Origin of the sequence: Kluyvera sp. CHPC 1.2972, from assembly GCF_036759925.1 — a bacterium.
Lineage (GTDB): Bacteria > Pseudomonadota > Gammaproteobacteria > Enterobacterales > Enterobacteriaceae > Kluyvera.
In genome coordinates this window covers 327,972-346,861 of record NZ_JAPKIB010000004.1, presented here as the reverse complement: position 1 = coordinate 346,861, position 18,890 = coordinate 327,972, and the positions used below count along the sequence as shown (strand labels likewise).

The following is an 18,890-nucleotide window of genomic DNA, read 5'->3' as shown; positions in this document are numbered from 1 at the left end:
ATATGAACGATATTGCGCATAACCTGGCACAGGTCAGGGAGAAAATCTCAGCGGCAGCAGTACGTTGCGGCCGTGATTCAGAAGAAGTTACGCTGCTTGCAGTCAGTAAAACCAAACCTGCGAGCGCCGTCGAAGAAGCAGTCGCTGCCGGGCAGCGGGCATTTGGCGAAAACTATGTTCAGGAAGGGGTGGATAAGATCCTCCACTTTCGGGAAAAAGGTATCACCTCGCTACAATGGCACTTTATCGGCCCGTTGCAGTCCAACAAAAGCCGCCTGGTCGCCGAGCATTTCGACTGGTGTCATACCGTCGACCGCCTGAAGATAGCAACAAGGCTGAGCGAGCAGCGTCCGGTAGAAATGCCGCCGCTTAACGTGCTGATTCAAATCAACATCAGCGATGAACAGAGCAAATCCGGTATTTCGCTGGACGCACTGGATGCCCTGGCCGCCGACATTGTCGCGCTGCCAAACGTCCGCCTGCGCGGCCTGATGGCCATTCCGGCCCCGGAGACCGAGTACGAGCGGCAGTTTGCCGTTGCTCGCCAGATGGCAGCCGCCTTTGCGCGGTTGAAAGCAGACTACCCTACCGTCGACACATTATCTTTGGGCATGTCTGACGATATGGAAGCCGCCATCGCGGCGGGTAGTACAATGGTACGCATTGGCACCGCGATTTTCGGTGCGCGTGATTACACAAAAAAATAAGGAACCTCAAGGAACGCCATGAAGACGTTGACCTTCCTGCTCGCTACAGTTCTCGAACTGTACACAATGGTGCTACTCCTGCGCGTCTGGATGCAGTGGGCGCGCTGTGATTTCTACAACCCGTTCTCTCAGTTCGTGGTGAAGATAACCCAGCCTATCGTTGGGCCGCTGCGCCGTATTATTCCGCCAATGGGGCCGCTGGACAGCTCCTCGTTGCTGCTGGCGTTTATCCTGTGCTTTATCAAGGCCATCGTGCTGTTTATGGTGGTGACCTTCCAGCCAATTATCTGGATCTCGGCGGTACTGATTCTGCTCAAGACTATCGGCCTGCTGATCTTCTGGGTACTGCTGCTGATGGCTATCATGAGTTGGGTCAGCCAGGGCCGCAGCCCGGTTGAATTCGTGCTGATGCAGCTTGCCGAGCCGCTGCTGCGCCCAATCCGCCGACTGCTGCCGTCCATGGGAGGCATTGATTTCTCTCCAATGGTGCTGGTTCTGCTGCTCTACGTGATTAACATGGGCATCGCAGAAGTCCTGCAGGCCACCGGCAATATGCTGCTGCCAGGACTGTGGATGGCGCTATGAGTGCCGTCACGCCCTGCGATGACGGGCTGGTTCTGCGGCTGTACATTCAGCCAAAGGCCAGCCGTGACGCGATTGTCGGGGAGCATGGCGACGAATTAAAAGTCGCCATCACCGCCCCACCCGTTGATGGGCAGGCTAATGCCCATCTGGTGAAGTATCTCGCCAAACAGTTTAAGGTCGCCAAAAGCCAGGTCATCGTCGAGAAAGGCGAACTGGGGCGGCATAAACAGGTTAAAATTATTCATCCGCAACATATTCCTGCGGGCATTGCAGCCCTGACAAATTAGGATATCCCATGCAAAAAGTTGTCCTCGCTACCGGTAACGCCGGTAAAGTGCGCGAGCTCGCCTCGCTGCTCGCTGATTTTGGTCTTGATATCGTCGCCCAGACCGAGCTTGGCGTGGAATCCGCTGAGGAGACCGGGCTGACCTTTATTGAGAATGCGATCCTCAAAGCACGCCATGCCGCCCAGGTGACCGGCTTACCGGCGATTGCCGACGACTCCGGCCTTGCCGTTGATGTACTCGGCGGCGCGCCAGGTATCTACTCCGCCCGCTATTCCGGCGAGGACGCAACCGACCAGCAGAATCTGGAAAAGCTGCTAGTGACGTTGAAAGACGTTCCGGACGACCAGCGTCAGGCGCAGTTCCACTGCGTGCTGGTGTACCTGCGTCACGCCGAAGATCCCACGCCGCTGGTGTGTCACGGCCGCTGGCCTGGCGTCATTACCCGCGCACCGGCGGGTGAAGGCGGTTTTGGCTACGATCCTATCTTCTTCATACCGTCGGAAGGCAAAACTGCTGCCGAACTCACGCGCGAAGAGAAGATTGCCATCTCCCACCGCGGTCAAGCGCTGAAGCAGTTACTGGAAGCGATGCGCAATGGTTAATCTGCCTCCGCTGAGTCTCTACATTCATATCCCGTGGTGCGTGCAAAAATGCCCGTACTGCGACTTTAACTCGCACGCGCTCAAGGGCGAAGTGCCGCACGACGACTACGTACAGCATCTGCTGAGCGATTTAGATGCGGATGTCGCCTGGGCGCAGGGACGTGAAGTAAAGACCATCTTTATTGGCGGCGGTACGCCGAGCCTGCTTTCGGGCCCGGCGATGCAGACCTTGCTCGACGGCGTGCGAACGCGTCTGAAGCTGGCAAGCGACGCGGAAATCACCATGGAAGCCAACCCAGGCACCGTAGAAGCTGACCGCTTTGTGGAGTATCAGCGCGCGGGGGTGAACCGCATCTCCATCGGCGTGCAGAGCTTTAGCGACAGCAAATTGCAGCGGCTGGGGCGTATTCACGGGCCAGAAGAGGCAAAGCGCGCTGCGCGTCTGGCGAGCGGGCTGGGGCTACGCAGCTTCAACCTCGACCTGATGCACGGGTTGCCGGATCAATCACTGGAAGAGGCGCTGAGCGACCTGCGTCAGGCGATTGAACTTTCGCCGCCGCACCTCTCCTGGTATCAGCTGACCATTGAGCCTAATACGCTGTTCGGTTCTCGGCCACCGGTGCTGCCGGACGATGATTCGCTGTGGGATATCTTCGAACAAGGCCATCAGCTGCTGACCGCCGCGGGCTATCAGCAGTATGAAACCTCGGCTTATGCCAAACCGGGCTACCAGTGCCAGCACAACCTCAACTACTGGCGCTTTGGCGACTATCTCGGTATCGGCTGCGGCGCGCACGGTAAGGTGACCTTCCCGGATGGGCGCATTCTGCGTACGGCGAAGACCCGCCACCCGCGCGGTTATATGGAAGGACGCTATCTGGAACGTCAGCATGACGTCGAAAACGCGGACAAACCGTTCGAGTTCTTTATGAACCGTTTTCGCCTGCTGGAACCAGCGCCACGCGCGGAATTCAGCGCCTACACCGGCCTCGATGAAAGCGTGATCCGCCCGCAGCTTGATGAAGCACTGGCGCAGAACTACCTGACCGAGTGCGAGGCGTACTGGCAGATCACCGAGCACGGCAAGCTATTTTTGAATTCGCTGCTGGAATTATTCCTCAGCGAATAACGCAACTTATATATTTGCCGTTATTAATAACGGCAAATATATACCTAATTTATTCCGAGTTATCTGGGCTAATATTAACGAATAATTTCGATGTAAACATTTCAATAAAATATTAATAACCAGTTATGGATATTAAATAAATATAACCCAGCACACAAAAATCGCATTTAACGTATAGACAGGTTAAAAATGTGAGAGCGCTATCGTGAAGTTGTCTGACAACCAGGATAATATGTCATACAGAAACACAAGCTATCCCGACAGATATAAACCACGATAATTAATGTGCATGGAGCCTATTAATGAAACCTCTCTCTTTTAGCAAAACGCTGATGTGCGTTTCTCTGCTCGCGTTACTTTCCACCGGGGCCAGTGCCGCAGAAAAGGTGACGCTGAAACTCGCACACAACCTTGAGCGCAGCCACGTTGTTCACCAGGCTTTTGAGGAAATGGCGAAAGAAGTTAAGCAGCTATCTGACGGCAAAATGACGCTCCGTATCTACCCAAGCAGCCAGATGGGCAGTGCGCGAGAAACCATGGAGCTGTTGCAAAACGGGGCGCTGGATTTAACCAAAGGGTCTGCCAGCGATCTGGAATCATTTGATAACGTGTACGCTATTTATAACCTGCCATTCCTGTTTAAAGACCAGAACCATTTTAATAAAGTCGTCTTTGGTGATGTCGGCAAAGAAATTATGGAATCCACGAAAGAGAAAGGATTCTTTGCACTTTCGGCTTATGTCGCCGGTACCCGTAGTTTTTACGCTAAACAGCCTATTACCAAACCTGAAGATTTAAAAGGGCTGAAAATTCGCGTTCAGGCCAGCCCAACGACGATTAAAATGGTGGAATTAATGGGTGGTTCACCAACGCCTATTTCGTTCGGAGAAGTCTATACCGCCATGCAGCAAGGTGTCGTCGATGGTGCAGAAAATAACGTGCCGTCATGGGTGCAAACGCGCCATATCGAAATTGCCAAGGTGTTCTCCGAAGATGAGCATGCCTCTATTCCAGATTTTCTGGTTATTTCTACCAAAACCTGGAACAAGCTGACGCCGGAGCAGCAGCAGATTCTCGCCAAAGCGGCCAAAGCCTCAGAAGCTTATCAGCAGAAGTTGTGGGATCAGGTCGATGCCGACACCCGCGCACAGGCTAAAGCCATGGGTGGAGAGATCGTCAAGGTCGACAAAGCGCCGTTCCGTGCCGCCGTTCAGCCGCTGTTCGATGATTTCAGCAAAGATCCAAAACAGGCCGCGCTGCTGGCCAAATTTGAAGCCGCCGCAGAATAATCCCTTGCGGGCCAGCCCCTGGCCCGCCTTCACCAGGATAACAAACGATGATTTTTACCCGCACTAAACAGGCGGTGGACCGCGCGATCGCCGCATTCTCCGTCGCGGTCATGATCGCGCTGGTTGTATGTGTCGTCTGGCAGGTCTTTAGCCGCTATGTGTTAAGCCAGCCCAGCACGCTCACCGATGAACTGGCGCGCTTCTTGATGATTTGGGTTGGTCTACTCGGGGCCGCCTATACCGTCGGTGCTCAACGCCATCTGGCCATCGATTTACTGGCAATGACGCTGAAACCACAAAAACAAAAGCTACTCAGCGTCGTCATTAATCTGCTGATTTTTCTCTTTGCTGGTTCGGTGATTGTCACCGGCGGCCTGAAGCTTATCGCTAAAACGCTCGCCACCTCGCAGGTGTCCGCTGCGATGCAGATCCCGATGGGCTACGTCTATCTGATCCTGCCATTAACCGGTCTCATCATGATGTTTTACGCCCTATGGTTCATCGTTAATGGCTTACTGAGCCTGAAAAATTCCGCGCAAGGAGCGTGCTAATGGACGGGTATATTGCCTTAACGCTGTTTGGCGCTTTCTTCGTGCTGGTGTTTATCGGCGTGCCGATTTCGTTTTCCATCGGGATTGCCACCGTCGCCTCCATGCTATTGATGTTCCCGTGGGATATCGCGGTGATTACCGTTTCCCAACGCCTGGCGAACGGGCTCGATAACTTCGCCCTGCTAGCGATCCCATTCTTTATTTTCGCCGGTACGCTGATGAACAGCGGCGGCATTGCGATACGGTTAATTAATCTCGCGCAGGTGATGGTTGGTCGGGTGCCCGGCTCGCTGGGCCATGTCAACGTACTCGCCAATATGATGTTTGGATCCATTTCAGGTTCAGCGGTTGCGGCGGCGGCAGCCGTCGGCGGAACGCTGCATCCGATCCAGAGCAAAAAAGGCTACGATCCGGCATTCTCTACGGCGGTTAACGTCTCTTCCTGCATCACCGGCTTGCTGATCCCGCCGTCAAACGTACTCATTGTTTTCTCCCTTACTGCTGGCGGGGTTTCAGTCGCTTCGCTCTTTATGGCGGGCTACCTGCCCGGCATCTTGATGGGCCTGGCTATCATGATCGTCTGCGCGGTTATTGCCAAACGCCGCGGCTATCCGGTTTCTGAGCGCCCAACCTGTGCGCAAGCGGCGAAAGCCTTCCTCGACGCGCTGCCAAGCCTGCTGCTGGTCTTTATCGTGATGGGCGGCATCCTCGGCGGGATTTTCACCGCCACCGAAGCCTCTGCCATTGCAGTGGTTTATACCTTTATTCTATCGGTGCTTATCTACCGCGAGGTGAAGTGGCGAGACCTGCCTAAGCTTATCCTTGAGTCGGTGGTGACCACCTCCATCGTTCTGCTGCTGATCGGTTTTTCTGTGGGCATGTCATGGGCAATGACCAACGCCGATATCCCTTATATGATCAGCGACACGCTGATGGGGATCTCCGACAATCCGCTGGTGATTCTGCTGCTGATTAACATCGTGCTGCTGATCGTCGGTATCTTTATGGATATGACGCCTGCGGTGCTGATCTTCACGCCGATCTTCCTGCCGATCGCTCAGGATCTGGGGATGGACCCGGTACATTTCGGGATCATGATGGTGGCTAACCTGTGTATCGGTCTGCTGACACCACCGGTAGGCAGCGCCCTGTTTGTCGGCTGCTCAATCTCTGGGGTGAAGATCCAACAGTTGATCAAGCCGCTGCTTCCTTTCTATGCAGCACTGCTGATTGCGCTGATGATGATTACCTATATCCCGCAGATTTCCCTGTTTATTCCACAGATTCTGGGGCTGATGTAAATTTTTCTGAAAGGGAGGCGAGCCTCCCTTTCATCCTGAATTACGGAATCACGCCATTTTCGCGCAATTTCGTTGTCTCTTCCTGCCAGACCTTAGCGTCGCGTTCAAGGTCATCAATACTGAATGACACCCCCATCATCTGTTCATACAGCGCCTGACGCTCTTTCTGCAGCGGTGCCAACTGTTTATCTTTTTCCGCCATGTCAGCGGTCAGTTTGTCCCGCAACTGGGTATGCTGGCGGTAGTACTCCTCTTTTGTTTTCTCTAGCGCCACGTTAAGGGCTGCGTGAATAGGAGCGCTATCGCAACCCGCTTTTTTCTGGCAGGCTGCCAGCGCAGGTTCATAAACGTTGAGGTAATACTGAGACTCAAATTTGGCAATGTTATTTTTACGGTCGAGTTCATTCAACTGTTGGACTTGCGCTCGTTGAACCGCACCGCGATCGAGCGGCTTGCCGTTTGCATCCGTTCCCCATGCACGTTTGATTTTCTCATCTTGCGCAGCGAGCTTTTGCTGTAGCGCTTCGTATTCTTTACGCTGTTTCTGAACGATTGTCTTACTGGCCGCAAACTGCGCATCTATTTTGGCAAACTGCGCCATAAAGCCGCTGTCGTTAACCACCAGCACCTTTGAGAGATCCTCTTTCTCTTTAAATGGCCTACCCGCGTTTTTGGCCGCCATCTGCATGGAGAAAAACTCGGTTTTCCAGCTGGAGGCTTTGGTTCCCACCGCCGTCATCATCGCCGAGAACTTGACCGGCTGGCCTTTAGTCCAGGTTCGTTCGTAGAAGAGGTAATCCCCCGCCATACCAACCATGCTATAGAGGTTATCGGTTGCAGCCATATCGCCTTCCACCATGTAGGTGGCACGATTGCCTACCGCTTCCAGCGGGCGAAGCGTCAAGGCGTCCAGACGCATTTCACCACCGGACTGCGCGGCAAACTGCTGCTTGATGACCTCATCGGTAGGCGTGTTGTCTTCGGCGAAGGCGTGAAGGGAGATACTGCTGAGCAGGAGTAGCCCGCATTTCCAGGCGAGTGTCATCGGCAAATTCCTTTTTATGAGTGAGGGTGCATCATACGGAATCTGCGAAGGGAAGAAGGATAAACGAAATCTGATTCTGGCTACCGGCGAAAAGCAGGCAGCCAGTGAAGAAGGGATTATTTCAGGGTGCTAACCAGCGCCTTACGGCTCTCTTCCAGCGACACCACGCGACCACAAACGTCTTTACCGAAAGCCTGGAAATCAGCCTCCTGGTTTTTCCATTCATTCTGAATGGCCGTTTGCAGGCCGCCTAAGCTCCCCAGCACGCCCTGAAGCGGGTTACCGCCGCCTTTTAGCACGGCCTTAGCACCCATTTCGTTGATGCTGTCCTGGAGAATACCGCCCATCGCCTGATTCACCAACTGCTGGCCATCGGCACGAACTTCGTCGATAGCTTTATAGTGGAAGGTCAGACCGTCGGTGCGGTGTTCAATAATACGGTTCATCTGTGCTTTGAGCTGCGCATCAAGCTTGGTCAGACGACCACGCATATTGCTGCTTTCACCCACTTCTTTGGCGATGATTTTATCCAGCGCTACGCGACCTTTTTCTACGCGGCTGCGAGCCCCATCGTCAATCCACGGCAGCGCGCTGCGCAGTTCGGTCTGGTAGTCTTTCGCCTGCTCGCGCTGGGCGGCACTCAGCGTGTAGACCTTACCGTTGTAGGTCACATCGCCGGTTGGGGTAATCACCAGGTTGCCGTTTTCACCTTTGACCTGCACGGTTTTCGGGCTAAGGACGACGTCATCGCGGGGGGTTACGCTGCACTGGTAGTCAGCATGGGCGGACATCGCCGTGAAGGTTAAAACTGCCGTCAGCAGCGTTTTGCGCATCATCACTCTCCCTCAAAACAAATCGGGCCAGCGAATGCCGGCCCCTTATGCTTTATTAGTCCCACCAAACGTCGAAAAGTTCGCTGGTGCGGACTTCTTCGTACTTGCGGTCTTCCAGCCACTTACGGACCAGAGCCTGGTGTTCTTCGGTGCATTTACCGATTTCCTGGGTGCAAATCAGACCTTCCCAGGCCAGATAGCCGCTGCCGTCAAAGGCCAGTTTGTTCGGCTCGATCACTTCATCGATAAACTGGTCGACTTGATTATCGATCTGCTCTGCGCTGGTGCCTTCCGGGAAGCGCCATGCAACGGAGAAACCAATTTCCTGAAACTCATCGATGTGCATCTTTTTACGCAAACGACGGCTACGATTCTTTGCCATTTTATTTCACCCTCTCGAACATTAAGTCCCATACGCCGTGGCCAAGACGATGACCACGCTGTTCAAATTTGGTTACCGGGCGCGATTGCGGGCGCGGTACATAGTCTTTACTTTCAGACAGGTTCTGATATCCGTCAATGGAGGACATCACTTCCAGCATGTGTTCTGCATAGGCTTCCCAGTCGGTCGCCATGTGGAACACGCCGCCCAGCTTCAGTTTGCTTTTTACCAGTTCGGCAAACGGTACCTGAACGATACGGCGTTTATTATGACGCGCTTTGTGCCATGGGTCAGGGAAAAAGAGCTGAACCATGTTCAGGGAGTTGTCCGGGATCATCTTGTGCAGCACTTCGACCGCATCGTGGCACATCACGCGCAGGTTATCGACACCTTCTTCGTGAGCGGATGCCAGGCAAGCACCTACGCCCGGTGAGTGCACTTCAATGCCGAGGAAGTTCTGCTCTGGACGCGCTTTGGCCATCGCCACCAGCGACGCCCCCATCCCAAAACCAATCTCCAGCGTGACCGGTGCTTCACGGCCAAACAGGGCGGCGAGGTCGACAGGCTCTTCGCTGAATTCAACGCCCATCACCGGCCAGTAGTTTTCCAGCGCGTGTTCCTGCCCTTTTGTCAGTCGCCCCTGGCGACGAACAAAACTACGAATGCGGCGCAGTGGGCGGCCGTTTTCATCAAATTCCGGTGAAATGACGTCGTTCTTCATAAAAATTAAGTCTGCTTGTGAGAGTGTTCGGGAAACGGGCATTATCCAAAGTTAGTTGCCGGATGCAAGCACCGGAAAGTTCCTGTTTACAGCATAGTACCGCTGTGCTGCAATCTGGCCCCTGAATAGTACGATACTGGAAGCACAGCTTTGACCATGCAAGCGTCTCAATTTTCAGCCCAGGTGCTGGAGTGGTACGACAAATACGGGCGTAAAACCCTGCCCTGGCAAATTGAAAAGACGCCTTACAAAGTATGGCTGTCCGAGGTAATGCTGCAACAAACGCAGGTTACCACCGTCATTCCGTACTTTGAACGGTTTATGGCACGTTTTCCAACCGTGACCGATCTCGCTAACGCGCCGCTCGATGACGTGCTGCACCTGTGGACCGGGCTCGGCTACTACGCCCGCGCGCGTAACCTGCATAAGGCCGCGCAGCAGGTGGCTACGCTCCACCACGGACGCTTCCCGGAAACCTTCGATGAAGTCGCCGCGCTGCCCGGCGTAGGGCGCTCTACCGCCGGAGCGATTTTGTCGCTGTCGCTCGGCAAACATTTCCCGATTCTCGACGGCAACGTCAAGCGCGTGCTGGCACGCTGCTACGCCGTGGGCGGCTGGCCGGGTAAAAAAGAGGTGGAGAAAAAGCTGTGGGATATTAGCGAGCAAGTCACCCCTGCGGCTGGCGTATCGCGCTTTAATCAGGCGATGATGGATCTCGGCGCCATGGTCTGCACCCGCTCTAAGCCGAAGTGTTCGCTCTGCCCGCTGGAGAACGGCTGTATCGCCACAGCGAATAGCAGCTGGGCGCAGTATCCGGGCAAAAAACCCAAGCAGACCATCCCTGAACGTACTGGCTATTTTCTGATGATGCAGAACGGCCGTGACGTCTTTCTGCAACAGCGTCCGCCCAGCGGACTGTGGGGCGGTCTATACTGTTTCCCGCAGTTTGAGACCGAAGAAGCGCTGCGAGACTGGCTGGAGGCACAGCACATCCCTGCTGATACGCTGACCCAGCTTATCGCGTTCCGCCATACTTTCAGCCATTTCCATCTGGACATCGTGCCAATGTGGCTTACTGTGTCCTCATTCACGTCTTGCATGGATGAAGGCAACGCTCTCTGGTATAACTTAGCGCAGCCGCCCTCCGTGGGGCTGGCCGCACCGGTTGAGCGCCTGTTGCAGCAGTTACGCGCCGATTCACTCGTTTAGCGAGCGGCGACATAAGAGGATTGATTATGAGCAGAACCATTTTTTGTACTTTCCTGCAGCGCGACGCCGAAGGACAGGATTTCCAGCTCTATCCAGGCGATCTGGGAAAGCGTATCTATAACGAGATCTCAAAAGAAGCCTGGAAGCAGTGGCAGCAGAAGCAGACCATGCTCATCAATGAAAAGAAACTGAACATGATGAACCTGGAGCACCGTAAGCTGCTGGAAGAGGAAATGATCAATTTCCTGTTTGAGGGCAAAGATGTGCACATTGAAGGCTACACGCCGCCTGAAAAACAGTAAGGGCCCAACGGCCCTTTAAGACATCAACAACACGCGCTCCCGGAATAATGAAAAAATTACTCGCTCTGGCACTGATAGCGCCGTTGCTGGTCTCCTGTTCCTCAAAAAATAAAGGCGATACCTATAACGAGGCGTGGGTCAAAGACACCAACGGTTTTGACATTCTGATGGGGCAGTTCGCCCATAATATTGAAAACATCTGGGGCTTTAACGAAGTTCTGATAGCGGGCCCGAAGGACTACGTTAAGTATTCCGATGGCTACCAAACCCGTAGCCACATCAACTTTGACGACGGTACCATCACCGTTGAAACCATCGCCGGTACCGATCCTGCCGCTCGCCTGCGTCAGACCATCGTCACCACGCTGTTAATGGGCGATGACCCCGGCTCGGTCGACCTTTACTCCGACGCCGACGATATCCAGATTTCCAAAGAGCCGTTCCTCTACGGCCAGGTGGTCGATAACACCGGCGAAGCCATTCGCTGGCAGTGGCGCGCCGAGCGCTTTGCCGACTATCTGCTGCAAACGCGGATGAAAAAACGCACCAGCGGCCTGCATATTATCTACAGCGTGACCATCAATCTGGTGCCAAACCACCTGGATAAACGTGCACATAAATACCTGGGCATGGTGCGTCAGGCGTCCCGTAAATACGGCGTCGACGAGTCGTTGATTCTGGCGATTATGCAGACCGAATCCTCCTTCAACCCGTATGCGGTCAGCCGTTCCGACGCGATGGGGCTGATGCAGGTGGTACAGCATACCGCCGGGAAAGATGTGTTCCGTTCGCAGGGGAAATCCGGCACGCCAAGCCGTAGCTACCTGTTCGACCCGGCCAGCAACATCGACACCGGTACCGCCTATCTGGCGATGCTGAGCAACGTCTATCTGGGGGGTATCGATAACCCAACGTCCCGTCGCTACGCGGTGATCACCGCCTATAACGGCGGTGCGGGCAGCGTACTGCGCGTCTTCTCCAACGATAAAGTTCAGGCGGCAAATATTATCAACAGCATGGCACCGGGCGACGTTTACCAGACGCTGACCACCCGCCATCCATCTGCGGAATCACGTCGCTATCTGTATAAGGTGAATACCGCGCAGAAGAGCTATCGTCGCAAGTAATCATTCTCACACCATCGGATACGCTCATCCCGGACTCACCGGGGTGAGCGCGCCTTCCCACCGCCCTTCCCCATAAAAATGTTACTTTTGTCACTAAATCGTTTTGCAAAGTAAAAATAATTGCAAAATTTTGCGGCGCTTAACAATGTCCCATCATCAGCGTTGATAGAATCAGCGCAAATAACGCCTCTGAATGTTATCTAAGTAACACACCACACCAAATTTTGTGAGGAAAGCAACATGAATTTAAAGCTGCAGCTTAAGATACTGTCGTTTCTGCAGTTCTGTCTTTGGGGGAGCTGGCTCACCACGCTCGGCTCATACATGTTTGTTACGCTTAAATTCGACGGCGCAGCTATCGGCGCTGTTTATAGTTCCCTCGGTATCGCTGCCGTCTTTATGCCAACGCTGCTCGGCATCGTGGCGGATAAGTGGATCAGCGCCAAATGGGTTTACGCTTTCTGTCACCTGGTCGGGGCCGGTACGCTGTTTATGGCGGCCGAGGTCACCACGCCAAGTGCGATGTTCTTCGTTATCCTGCTCAACTCGCTGGCCTATATGCCAACGCTCGGCCTGATTAACACCATCTCTTACTACCGCCTGAAGTCTGCCGGTATGGATATCGTGAACGATTTCCCACCGATTCGTATCTGGGGCACCATCGGCTTTATTCTGGCAATGTGGGCGGTGAGCTTCTCCGGCTTCGAACTGAGCCATATGCAGCTGTATATCGGTGCCGCACTGTCGGTCGTGCTGGTGCTGTTTACCCTGACGCTGCCGCATATTCCGGTCTCTAATCAGCAGCAGAAACAGAGCTGGAGCAGCATGCTGGGGCTGGATGCGTTTGCGCTGTTTAAAAACAAGCGCATGGCAATCTTCTTTATCTTCTCCATGATGCTGGGCGCAGAGCTGCAGATTACCAACATGTTCGGCAACACCTTCCTGCACAGCTTCGATAAAGACCCGCTGTTTGCGACCAGCTTTATCGTGCAGCACGCGTCGGTGATGATGTCGATTTCGCAGATCTCTGAAACCCTGTTCATCCTCACCATTCCGTTCTTCTTAAGCCGTTACGGCATCAAGAACGTGATGCTGATTAGTATCTTCGCGTGGATGCTGCGCTTCGGCCTGTTCGCTTACGGCGACCCAACGCCATTCGGCACCGTGCTGCTGGTCCTGTCGATGATTGTTTACGGCTGCGCCTTCGACTTCTTCAACATCTCCGGTTCGGTGTTCGTGGAGAAAGAGGTTCGCCCGGAAATCCGCGCCAGTGCGCAGGGTATGTTCCTGATGATGACCAACGGCTTCGGCTGTATCCTTGGCGGTATGGCGAGCGGTAAAGTGGTTGAGATGTACACCGTGGACGGCATCACCGACTGGCAGAGCGTATGGCTGATTTTCGCCGCCTACTCTCTGGTTCTGGCGGTCGCGTTTGTTGGGCTGTTTAAATATAAACATGAGCGTACGCCTGCGGGTGTGCAGACGGTTGCTCACTAAGTTCTCTACCAACGTAGCCCGGCCGAGCGAAGCGACGCCGGGTTTACGTTCCGAGCAGCCCCGGCGTCGCTTCGCTCGGCCGGGCTACTTCCCTACTTCAAAACATACCCATACAACCGACTAATCCCATCAGCATCCTTCTCGCTGTAAACCCCCTGAAGCTCCGGCGAGAAGCCCGGCAGCAGATTCACGCCCTCTTCCAGCGCCAGGAAGTAGCGCTGCACCGCGCCGCCCCACACTTCGCCCGGCACCACGCATAGCACGCCCGGCGGGTACGGCAGTGCCCCTTCGGCGGCAATGCGCCCTTCCGCTTCGCTGATACGCACCAGCTCCACGTTGCCGCGAATAAACTCGCTGTTGGCATCCTGCGGATTCATCACCACTGCAGGCAGGCTGGCTTTGCGGAACATCGCCTTTTGCAGATCCTTCACGTCGAAGCTGACGTACAGGTCGTGCATCTCCTGGCACAGTTCACGCAGGGTGTAGTCGCGATAGCGCACCGGGTATTTGTTGTAGATGGTCGGCAGCACGTCAGCCAGCGGCGTATCGTCTTCAATATGCTGCTCAAACTGACCAAGCATCGCCACCAACTGCGCCATTTTCTCCGCGGATTCCGCCGGCGTCAGCAGGAAGAGGATCGAGTTGAGATCGCACTTCTCCGGCACAATGCCGTTTTCACGCAGGTAGTGCGCGAGGATCGTCGCAGGGATGCCAAACTCGGTGTACTCGCCGGTTTGCGCATCAATGCCCGGCGTAGTCAGCAGCAGCTTGCATGGATCGACGAAGTACTGGTCCTGCGCGTAGCCTGCAAAGCCGTGCCAACGTGCCCCCGGCGCAAAACTAAAGAAACGGCGTTCGCTGGCGATCGTTCTGGTCGGATGATCCTGCCATGGGCGGCCGTCGACGATCGGCGGGATAAACGGCTGGATCATCTTACAGTTCGCCACAATCGCTTTACGCGCTTCAATGCCCAGCTCAACGCACTCCACCCACAGGCGGCGGCCGCTCTCCCCTTCATGGATTTTGGCGTTCACGTCCAGCGCCGCAAACAGCGGGTAGAACGGGCTTGTTGAGGCGTGCAGCATAAAGGCGTTGTTCAGCCGCTTGTGCGGACAAAAGCGTGCCTGACCACGAATGTGGTTATCTTTCTTGTGGATCTGCGAGGTCTGCGAGAACCCGGCCTGCTGTTTGTGTACCGACTGGGTGACAAAAATGCCAGGATCGTTTTCGTTAAGATCCAGCAGCAGCGGCGAGGTGTCCGCCATCATGTCGATAAACTGCTCGTAGCCCACCCACGCGGAGTCGAACAGGATGTAGTCGCAGAGGTGGCCGATTTTATCCACCACCTGACGGGCGTTGTAGATAGTCCCGTCGTAAGTGCCAAGCTGAATGATCGCCAGACGGAACGGGCGCGCATCATCGGCTTTCTCCGGTGCCACCTCGCGGATCTGCTCGCGCAGATAGCTATCGTCAAAACAGTGGTCGTCAATGCCGCCGATAAAGCCGAACGGGTTGCGCGCCGCTTCCAGATAGACCGGCGTCGCCCCGGCCTGAATCAGCGCGCCGTGGTGGTTGGATTTGTGATTGTTGCGGTCGAATAGGACCAGATCGCCACGGGTGAGCAGCGCATTGGTCACGACCTTGTTGGCCGCCGAGGTGCCATTCAGCACAAAGTAGGTTTTATCGGCGTTAAAGACCTTCGCCGCGAATTTCTGTGCGTGCTTGGCGGAGCCTTCATGGATCAACAGATCCCCGAGCTTCACGTCGGCGTTACACATGTCGGCACGAAACACGTTCTCGCCGAAGAAGTCATAGAACTGACGTCCCGCTGGGTGCTTTTTAAAGAACGCACCGTGCTGATGGCCTGGACAGGCAAAGGTACTGTTGCCCATCTCGACGTACTGGGTTAGGGTGTCGAAGAACGGCGGCAGAAGGTCTTCTTCATAGCGACAGGCCGCCGATTCCAGCTCCAGCCACTCCTGCTCTTTTCCGCTAATCACTGCATTCACGCCTTCCGGCACGCCGATCGCGTCCGCCGTCAGCACGAAGACCGGCAGGTTAAAGCCGGTACGTTTGAGTAATGCCAGAATGCCGCTGTGGCTGTCCGCCACCGTAATGACGACTGCTGCCACATCGGTAAAGTCGGTACCGTCCAGCGCCACCACGCTGCGATGGGTGGAGAGACGGGAAACCAGTTCACGACTGGCAGCAATATTCATTGATTTCATAAGCGCAACGACCCACTCAGGGAGAGTAAAAGCCCCGGACAAAACCTCTGGCTTTGCCCCATAAAGCGTCTGGGTGCAACTGGGTTACAGCTCCGACCGCCAGACATCAGTAAAAGCAGACATGGTCTAATCTTACTGTTGTCCTGCAGTGAGCATGCGTTGGCTTCACCGCATGGTGAGCAATGAGAAAGGGGCAGACCTTCGCGAGCAGGCGAAGTGGCACTGGCGATGTAATGGCAAAGATGTCATTGCAGGCGGCCCCGATTCAGGAAAGGAGAAAATTCGCGCAATCATGGCACCATTCACCAGGGGGCGCAAGACGAAATTTTTATGCACTGATACCACGGGAAAACAAGCACTGAACCGATTAATCAGTCCATAATAATGCAGGACTTATCGATAAGTAACAGGAGTTAACGTGGTAATAGGCCCATTTATTAATGCCGGCGCGGTGCTGGTCGGTGGTTTGCTCGGCGCGCTGCTCAGCCAGCGTTTACCGGAGCGCATTCGTGTTTCAATGACCTCTATTTTTGGTCTTGCCTCGTTGGGGATTGGCCTGCTGCTGGTGATTAAATGCGCCAATATGCCGGTGATGGTACTGGCAACGCTGGTCGGCGCGCTGATTGGTGAGTTTTGCTTTCTGGAAAAAGGCATCAATAAAGCGGTTTCCAGCGTACAAAAGCGGATGCTCAAGCCGGGCAAAAGCAGTCAGCACGAGAACTTTATTCAAAGCTTCGTGGCGATTATCGTGCTGTTCTGCGCCAGCGGGACGGGGATTTTCGGGTCGATGCATGAAGGTATGACTGGCGACCCGACCATTCTTATCGCCAAGTCGTTTCTCGATTTCTTCACCGCGATGATCTTTGCCTGCTCGCTCGGTTTTGCCGTCTGCGCCATCAGCGTGCCGATGCTTATCATCCAGCTCTCACTGGCGTTCTGCGCCTTCCTGATCCTGCCGCTGACCACCCCCGCCATGATGGCCGACTTCACCGCCGTCGGCGGCCTGCTACTGCTGGCAACCGGGCTGCGCATCTGCGGGATTAAGATGTTTGCGGTAGTGAATATGCTGCCCGCACTGCTGCTGGCGATGCCGATTTCTGCGGCCTGGACGGCGTTTTTTGCCTGACGCAGTGTGCAAAACGGGCAAAGTGGTGATAGATTGTGCGACTCGCCGCAAATTTTATAAATTTCGTTGACGAGTCGAGGCGATTACGGTTTAATGCGCCCCGTTGCCCGGATAGCTCAGTCGGTAGAGCAGGGGATTGAAAATCCCCGTGTCCTTGGTTCGATTCCGAGTCCGGGCACCACTATTTAAAGAACCCAGCCTATGGCTGGGTTTTTGCTTTCCGGGGTTCCCTGGCCGCAGATGTTACCACCCTGCTTCTGCGATCCAGCATTAACATTTCTCTTAAGTATCTACCACCCTCTCCGGTCACTGTAGCCCTATCTGTCAGAATTCAAATTCCCAATAGACACTATTTCCATCATGCGTCATGGCTAGTTAATTCCTTGACACAAGTCTTTGTCCGGTCTGAAGTAAAGCGAGAACCGGCTTTGTTGAATAAATCGAACTTTTGCTGAGTTGAAGGATCAGATCACGCATCAATTGGCCCATCTACAATAAAGCCCTTATCAACCGTGGCTCCGTCACTTTCTGGTTGGACGATGAGGCGATGCAGTCTACAACGCCCTCATCACGGGGACGACCTCAGTGCTATTCTGACCTCGCCATCACCACCGCTCTGGTGGTTAAACGTGCATTCCGGCTGATCCTGCGTGCTGCACAGGGCTTTATTGATTCTCTTTTTGCCATGATGGATGTCCCGCAGTGCTGCCCAGATTACACTTGCGTCAGCAAACGGGCAAAGTCGGTTAACGTCAGGTTTAAAACGCTCGCCCTGAGTCTGATTTATTCAACAAAGCCGCATTCATATCACATTCTCCTGTTACCATCTTCCAGAAATACTCAATATCATCGCAAGTTAAAAACTAAACACTATGAAAAACTATATACTGAATCTCGTTACTTAATTATGAAAACTAAAAAAATAATAAATAATTATAAAAAAAAGAATCTCATTGGACGTGTGAATGTAACGTTTTATTTTAACATCCATATTTCCAGACATATAAACATGATAATATTTCAGGCTAAATGATCATAATAGATATCTACAATTCATAAGAGAACAAAATATATGAACGCAAGGTTAACAATATTTATTTGCCTGTTAACATTTTTATTGAATGGTTGCGCACGCTCCCCTATTGATGCAAAAAAAAAGAGCGTCGATAGGGTAGAGAGCAGTATCAGTAAAAATACTGTCTCTCAGTTGACAGACAAAGACATCTTCGGCAACGAGACCACACTGGCCATTTCAGAAGAAGACATTCAGGCAGCACTGGGAGGAGAAAAATTTAGCGCCCCGCTAAATTCCACCATTATTCTTGTTCAGTCAGGTAGTCGCGCGCCAGAAATGGTTATGCAGCAAGAAATGAGCAAATACTACCGAATCTCAACATTCTCCGGTATCCCCGACAGGCAAAAAGCCATTTCCTGTAATAAGGCGAAGAATGAAGAAGGGGAAATCGCCTCCAGCGAAAATATGAACTATATGCAGGCACTGCGTTATATTGCAGCAAAAGGACAGCAACAGACGATCATTGTTTACTGGGACACATTACAGGCGGGCAGATATGATACCACAACCAAAACGATAATCTGGTCGGACTATCGAAATGAAAAATTATCTGATTCGGCCTCGCTGCGTTACCTGGTACGTTTCGCCCTGGTAGATGTGGCGACGGGAGAATGGGCGACCTGGTCTCCAATCAATTACGAATACAACACTCTCCAGCCTCTGGCTGGCAAAACGTCTGTAACAGAACAACAAATCGCCCTGCTCAAACAAAAAACCTTTGCAGCCGTCGTTAAAGATCTGGTGAATCGCTACCAGTATTGACCATTTAAATGGTGGTATTCCTGAAAGGCGATCTTAAAAGCCGCCATTGCAGAATAGATTTAAAAAAATGTCGTATGAGGTTACTGATAAAATCAGCCTTCTGGTAATTCTGGTTTCTTTCGGACGTTGGCG

19 protein-coding genes, 1 tRNA gene and 1 pseudogene are annotated in these 18,890 nt (G+C 53.6%); 16 read left to right on the top strand and 5 right to left on the bottom strand.

Annotation, left to right across the window (positions count from 1 at the left end; translation table 11 throughout):
• Positions 1-2 precede the first annotated feature (2 nt).
• The 8 genes from V6944_RS09930 (at position 3) to V6944_RS09895 (ending at position 6,451) form a co-directional block, all read left to right on the top strand.
• Positions 3-707 carry a YggS family pyridoxal phosphate-dependent enzyme gene (locus tag V6944_RS09930; protein WP_333498830.1) on the top strand — a complete coding sequence of 235 codons (705 nt, stop codon included), beginning with the start codon at positions 3-5 and terminating at the stop codon, positions 705-707.
• A gap of 18 nt (positions 708-725) precedes the next feature.
• Positions 726-1,292 (top strand): YggT family protein, encoded by a 567-nt coding sequence (locus tag V6944_RS09925; RefSeq protein ID WP_220439532.1) that lies wholly within the window; start codon positions 726-728, stop codon positions 1,290-1,292.
• On the top strand, positions 1,289-1,579 hold the full coding sequence (gene yggU / locus V6944_RS09920) for a DUF167 family protein YggU (RefSeq protein WP_185668323.1): 291 nt from the start codon (positions 1,289-1,291) through the stop codon (positions 1,577-1,579). The genes V6944_RS09925 and yggU overlap by 4 nt, the downstream gene beginning before the upstream one ends.
• A gap of 8 nt (positions 1,580-1,587) precedes the next feature.
• Positions 1,588-2,181 carry an XTP/dITP diphosphatase gene (locus V6944_RS09915; RefSeq protein ID WP_333498829.1) on the top strand — a complete coding sequence of 198 codons (594 nt, stop codon included), beginning with the start codon at positions 1,588-1,590 and terminating at the stop codon, positions 2,179-2,181.
• Positions 2,174-3,310, top strand: coding sequence for a radical SAM family heme chaperone HemW (hemW, locus tag V6944_RS09910; RefSeq protein WP_333498828.1), 1,137 nt, complete (start codon positions 2,174-2,176; stop codon positions 3,308-3,310). Before V6944_RS09915 ends, hemW begins: the two co-directional genes overlap by 8 nt.
• A 302-nt stretch (positions 3,311-3,612) precedes the next feature.
• Positions 3,613-4,599: a TRAP transporter substrate-binding protein gene (locus V6944_RS09905; protein ID WP_333498827.1), complete on the top strand. Its 987-nt coding sequence runs from the start codon at positions 3,613-3,615 to the stop codon at positions 4,597-4,599.
• Between the two features lie 47 nt (positions 4,600-4,646).
• Entirely contained in the window at positions 4,647-5,150 is a 504-nt protein-coding gene (locus V6944_RS09900; protein WP_333498826.1) for a TRAP transporter small permease, read from the top strand.
• Positions 5,150-6,451, top strand: coding sequence for a TRAP transporter large permease (locus tag V6944_RS09895; protein WP_333498825.1), 1,302 nt, complete (start codon positions 5,150-5,152; stop codon positions 6,449-6,451). The genes V6944_RS09900 and V6944_RS09895 overlap by 1 nt, the downstream gene beginning before the upstream one ends.
• Before the next feature lie 40 nt (positions 6,452-6,491).
• Here the strand turns inward: V6944_RS09895 and V6944_RS09890 are convergent, their stop codons facing one another.
• The 4 genes from V6944_RS09890 to trmB form a co-directional block, all read right to left on the bottom strand.
• The gene (locus tag V6944_RS09890) at positions 6,492-7,496 is read right to left on the bottom strand and encodes a DUF1202 family protein (protein ID WP_333498824.1); all 1,005 of its coding nucleotides are present in this window, start codon (positions 7,494-7,496) and stop codon (positions 6,492-6,494) included.
• A gap of 116 nt (positions 7,497-7,612) precedes the next feature.
• A complete protein-coding gene (locus tag V6944_RS09885; RefSeq protein WP_333498823.1) occupies positions 7,613-8,332 on the bottom strand; it encodes a DUF2884 domain-containing protein in 720 nt (239 codons plus the stop codon).
• Between the two features lie 52 nt (positions 8,333-8,384).
• The gene (locus V6944_RS09880) at positions 8,385-8,711 is read right to left on the bottom strand and encodes a YggL family protein (RefSeq protein WP_333498822.1); all 327 of its coding nucleotides are present in this window, start codon (positions 8,709-8,711) and stop codon (positions 8,385-8,387) included.
• Between the two features lies 1 nt (position 8,712).
• Positions 8,713-9,432 (bottom strand): tRNA (guanosine(46)-N7)-methyltransferase TrmB, encoded by a 720-nt coding sequence (gene trmB, locus V6944_RS09875; RefSeq protein WP_185668332.1) that lies wholly within the window; start codon positions 9,430-9,432, stop codon positions 8,713-8,715.
• Between the two features lie 156 nt (positions 9,433-9,588).
• On the opposite strand from trmB, the gene mutY reads away from it, so the two are divergent.
• The 4 genes from mutY to V6944_RS09855 all read left to right on the top strand — a co-directional run bounded on the left by mutY (position 9,589) and on the right by V6944_RS09855 (position 13,567).
• Positions 9,589-10,641 carry an A/G-specific adenine glycosylase gene (mutY, locus tag V6944_RS09870; protein WP_333498821.1) on the top strand — a complete coding sequence of 351 codons (1,053 nt, stop codon included), beginning with the start codon at positions 9,589-9,591 and terminating at the stop codon, positions 10,639-10,641.
• Positions 10,642-10,667: 26 nt separating this feature from the next.
• Positions 10,668-10,943: an oxidative damage protection protein gene (locus V6944_RS09865; RefSeq protein ID WP_035892037.1), complete on the top strand. Its 276-nt coding sequence runs from the start codon at positions 10,668-10,670 to the stop codon at positions 10,941-10,943.
• A gap of 47 nt (positions 10,944-10,990) precedes the next feature.
• Complete coding sequence (gene mltC / locus V6944_RS09860; RefSeq protein WP_333498820.1) at positions 10,991-12,070, top strand: membrane-bound lytic murein transglycosylase MltC; 1,080 nt, start codon at positions 10,991-10,993, stop codon at positions 12,068-12,070.
• Positions 12,071-12,310: 240 nt separating this feature from the next.
• On the top strand, positions 12,311-13,567 hold the full coding sequence (locus V6944_RS09855; RefSeq protein WP_333498819.1) for a nucleoside permease: 1,257 nt from the start codon (positions 12,311-12,313) through the stop codon (positions 13,565-13,567).
• A gap of 92 nt (positions 13,568-13,659) precedes the next feature.
• Here the strand turns inward: V6944_RS09855 and V6944_RS09850 are convergent, their stop codons facing one another.
• Positions 13,660-15,795, bottom strand: coding sequence for an ornithine decarboxylase (locus V6944_RS09850; RefSeq protein WP_333498818.1), 2,136 nt, complete (start codon positions 15,793-15,795; stop codon positions 13,660-13,662).
• A 418-nt stretch (positions 15,796-16,213) separates the two neighbouring features.
• On the opposite strand from V6944_RS09850, the gene V6944_RS09845 reads away from it, so the two are divergent.
• From V6944_RS09845 to V6944_RS09830, 4 genes and pseudogenes are all read left to right on the top strand, one after another.
• Complete coding sequence (locus V6944_RS09845; RefSeq protein ID WP_333011296.1) at positions 16,214-16,921, top strand: DUF554 domain-containing protein; 708 nt, start codon at positions 16,214-16,216, stop codon at positions 16,919-16,921.
• A gap of 105 nt (positions 16,922-17,026) precedes the next feature.
• Positions 17,027-17,102: transfer RNA gene (locus V6944_RS09840), tRNA-Phe, on the top strand.
• A 282-nt stretch (positions 17,103-17,384) separates the two neighbouring features.
• Positions 17,385-17,687 (top strand): annotated as a pseudogene (locus tag V6944_RS09835) (transposase); the annotation flags it as partial.
• A 306-nt stretch (positions 17,688-17,993) separates the two neighbouring features.
• The gene (locus tag V6944_RS09830; RefSeq protein ID WP_333498817.1) at positions 17,994-18,758 is read left to right on the top strand and encodes a hypothetical protein; all 765 of its coding nucleotides are present in this window, start codon (positions 17,994-17,996) and stop codon (positions 18,756-18,758) included.
• The last annotated feature ends 132 nt before the right edge of the window (positions 18,759-18,890 follow it).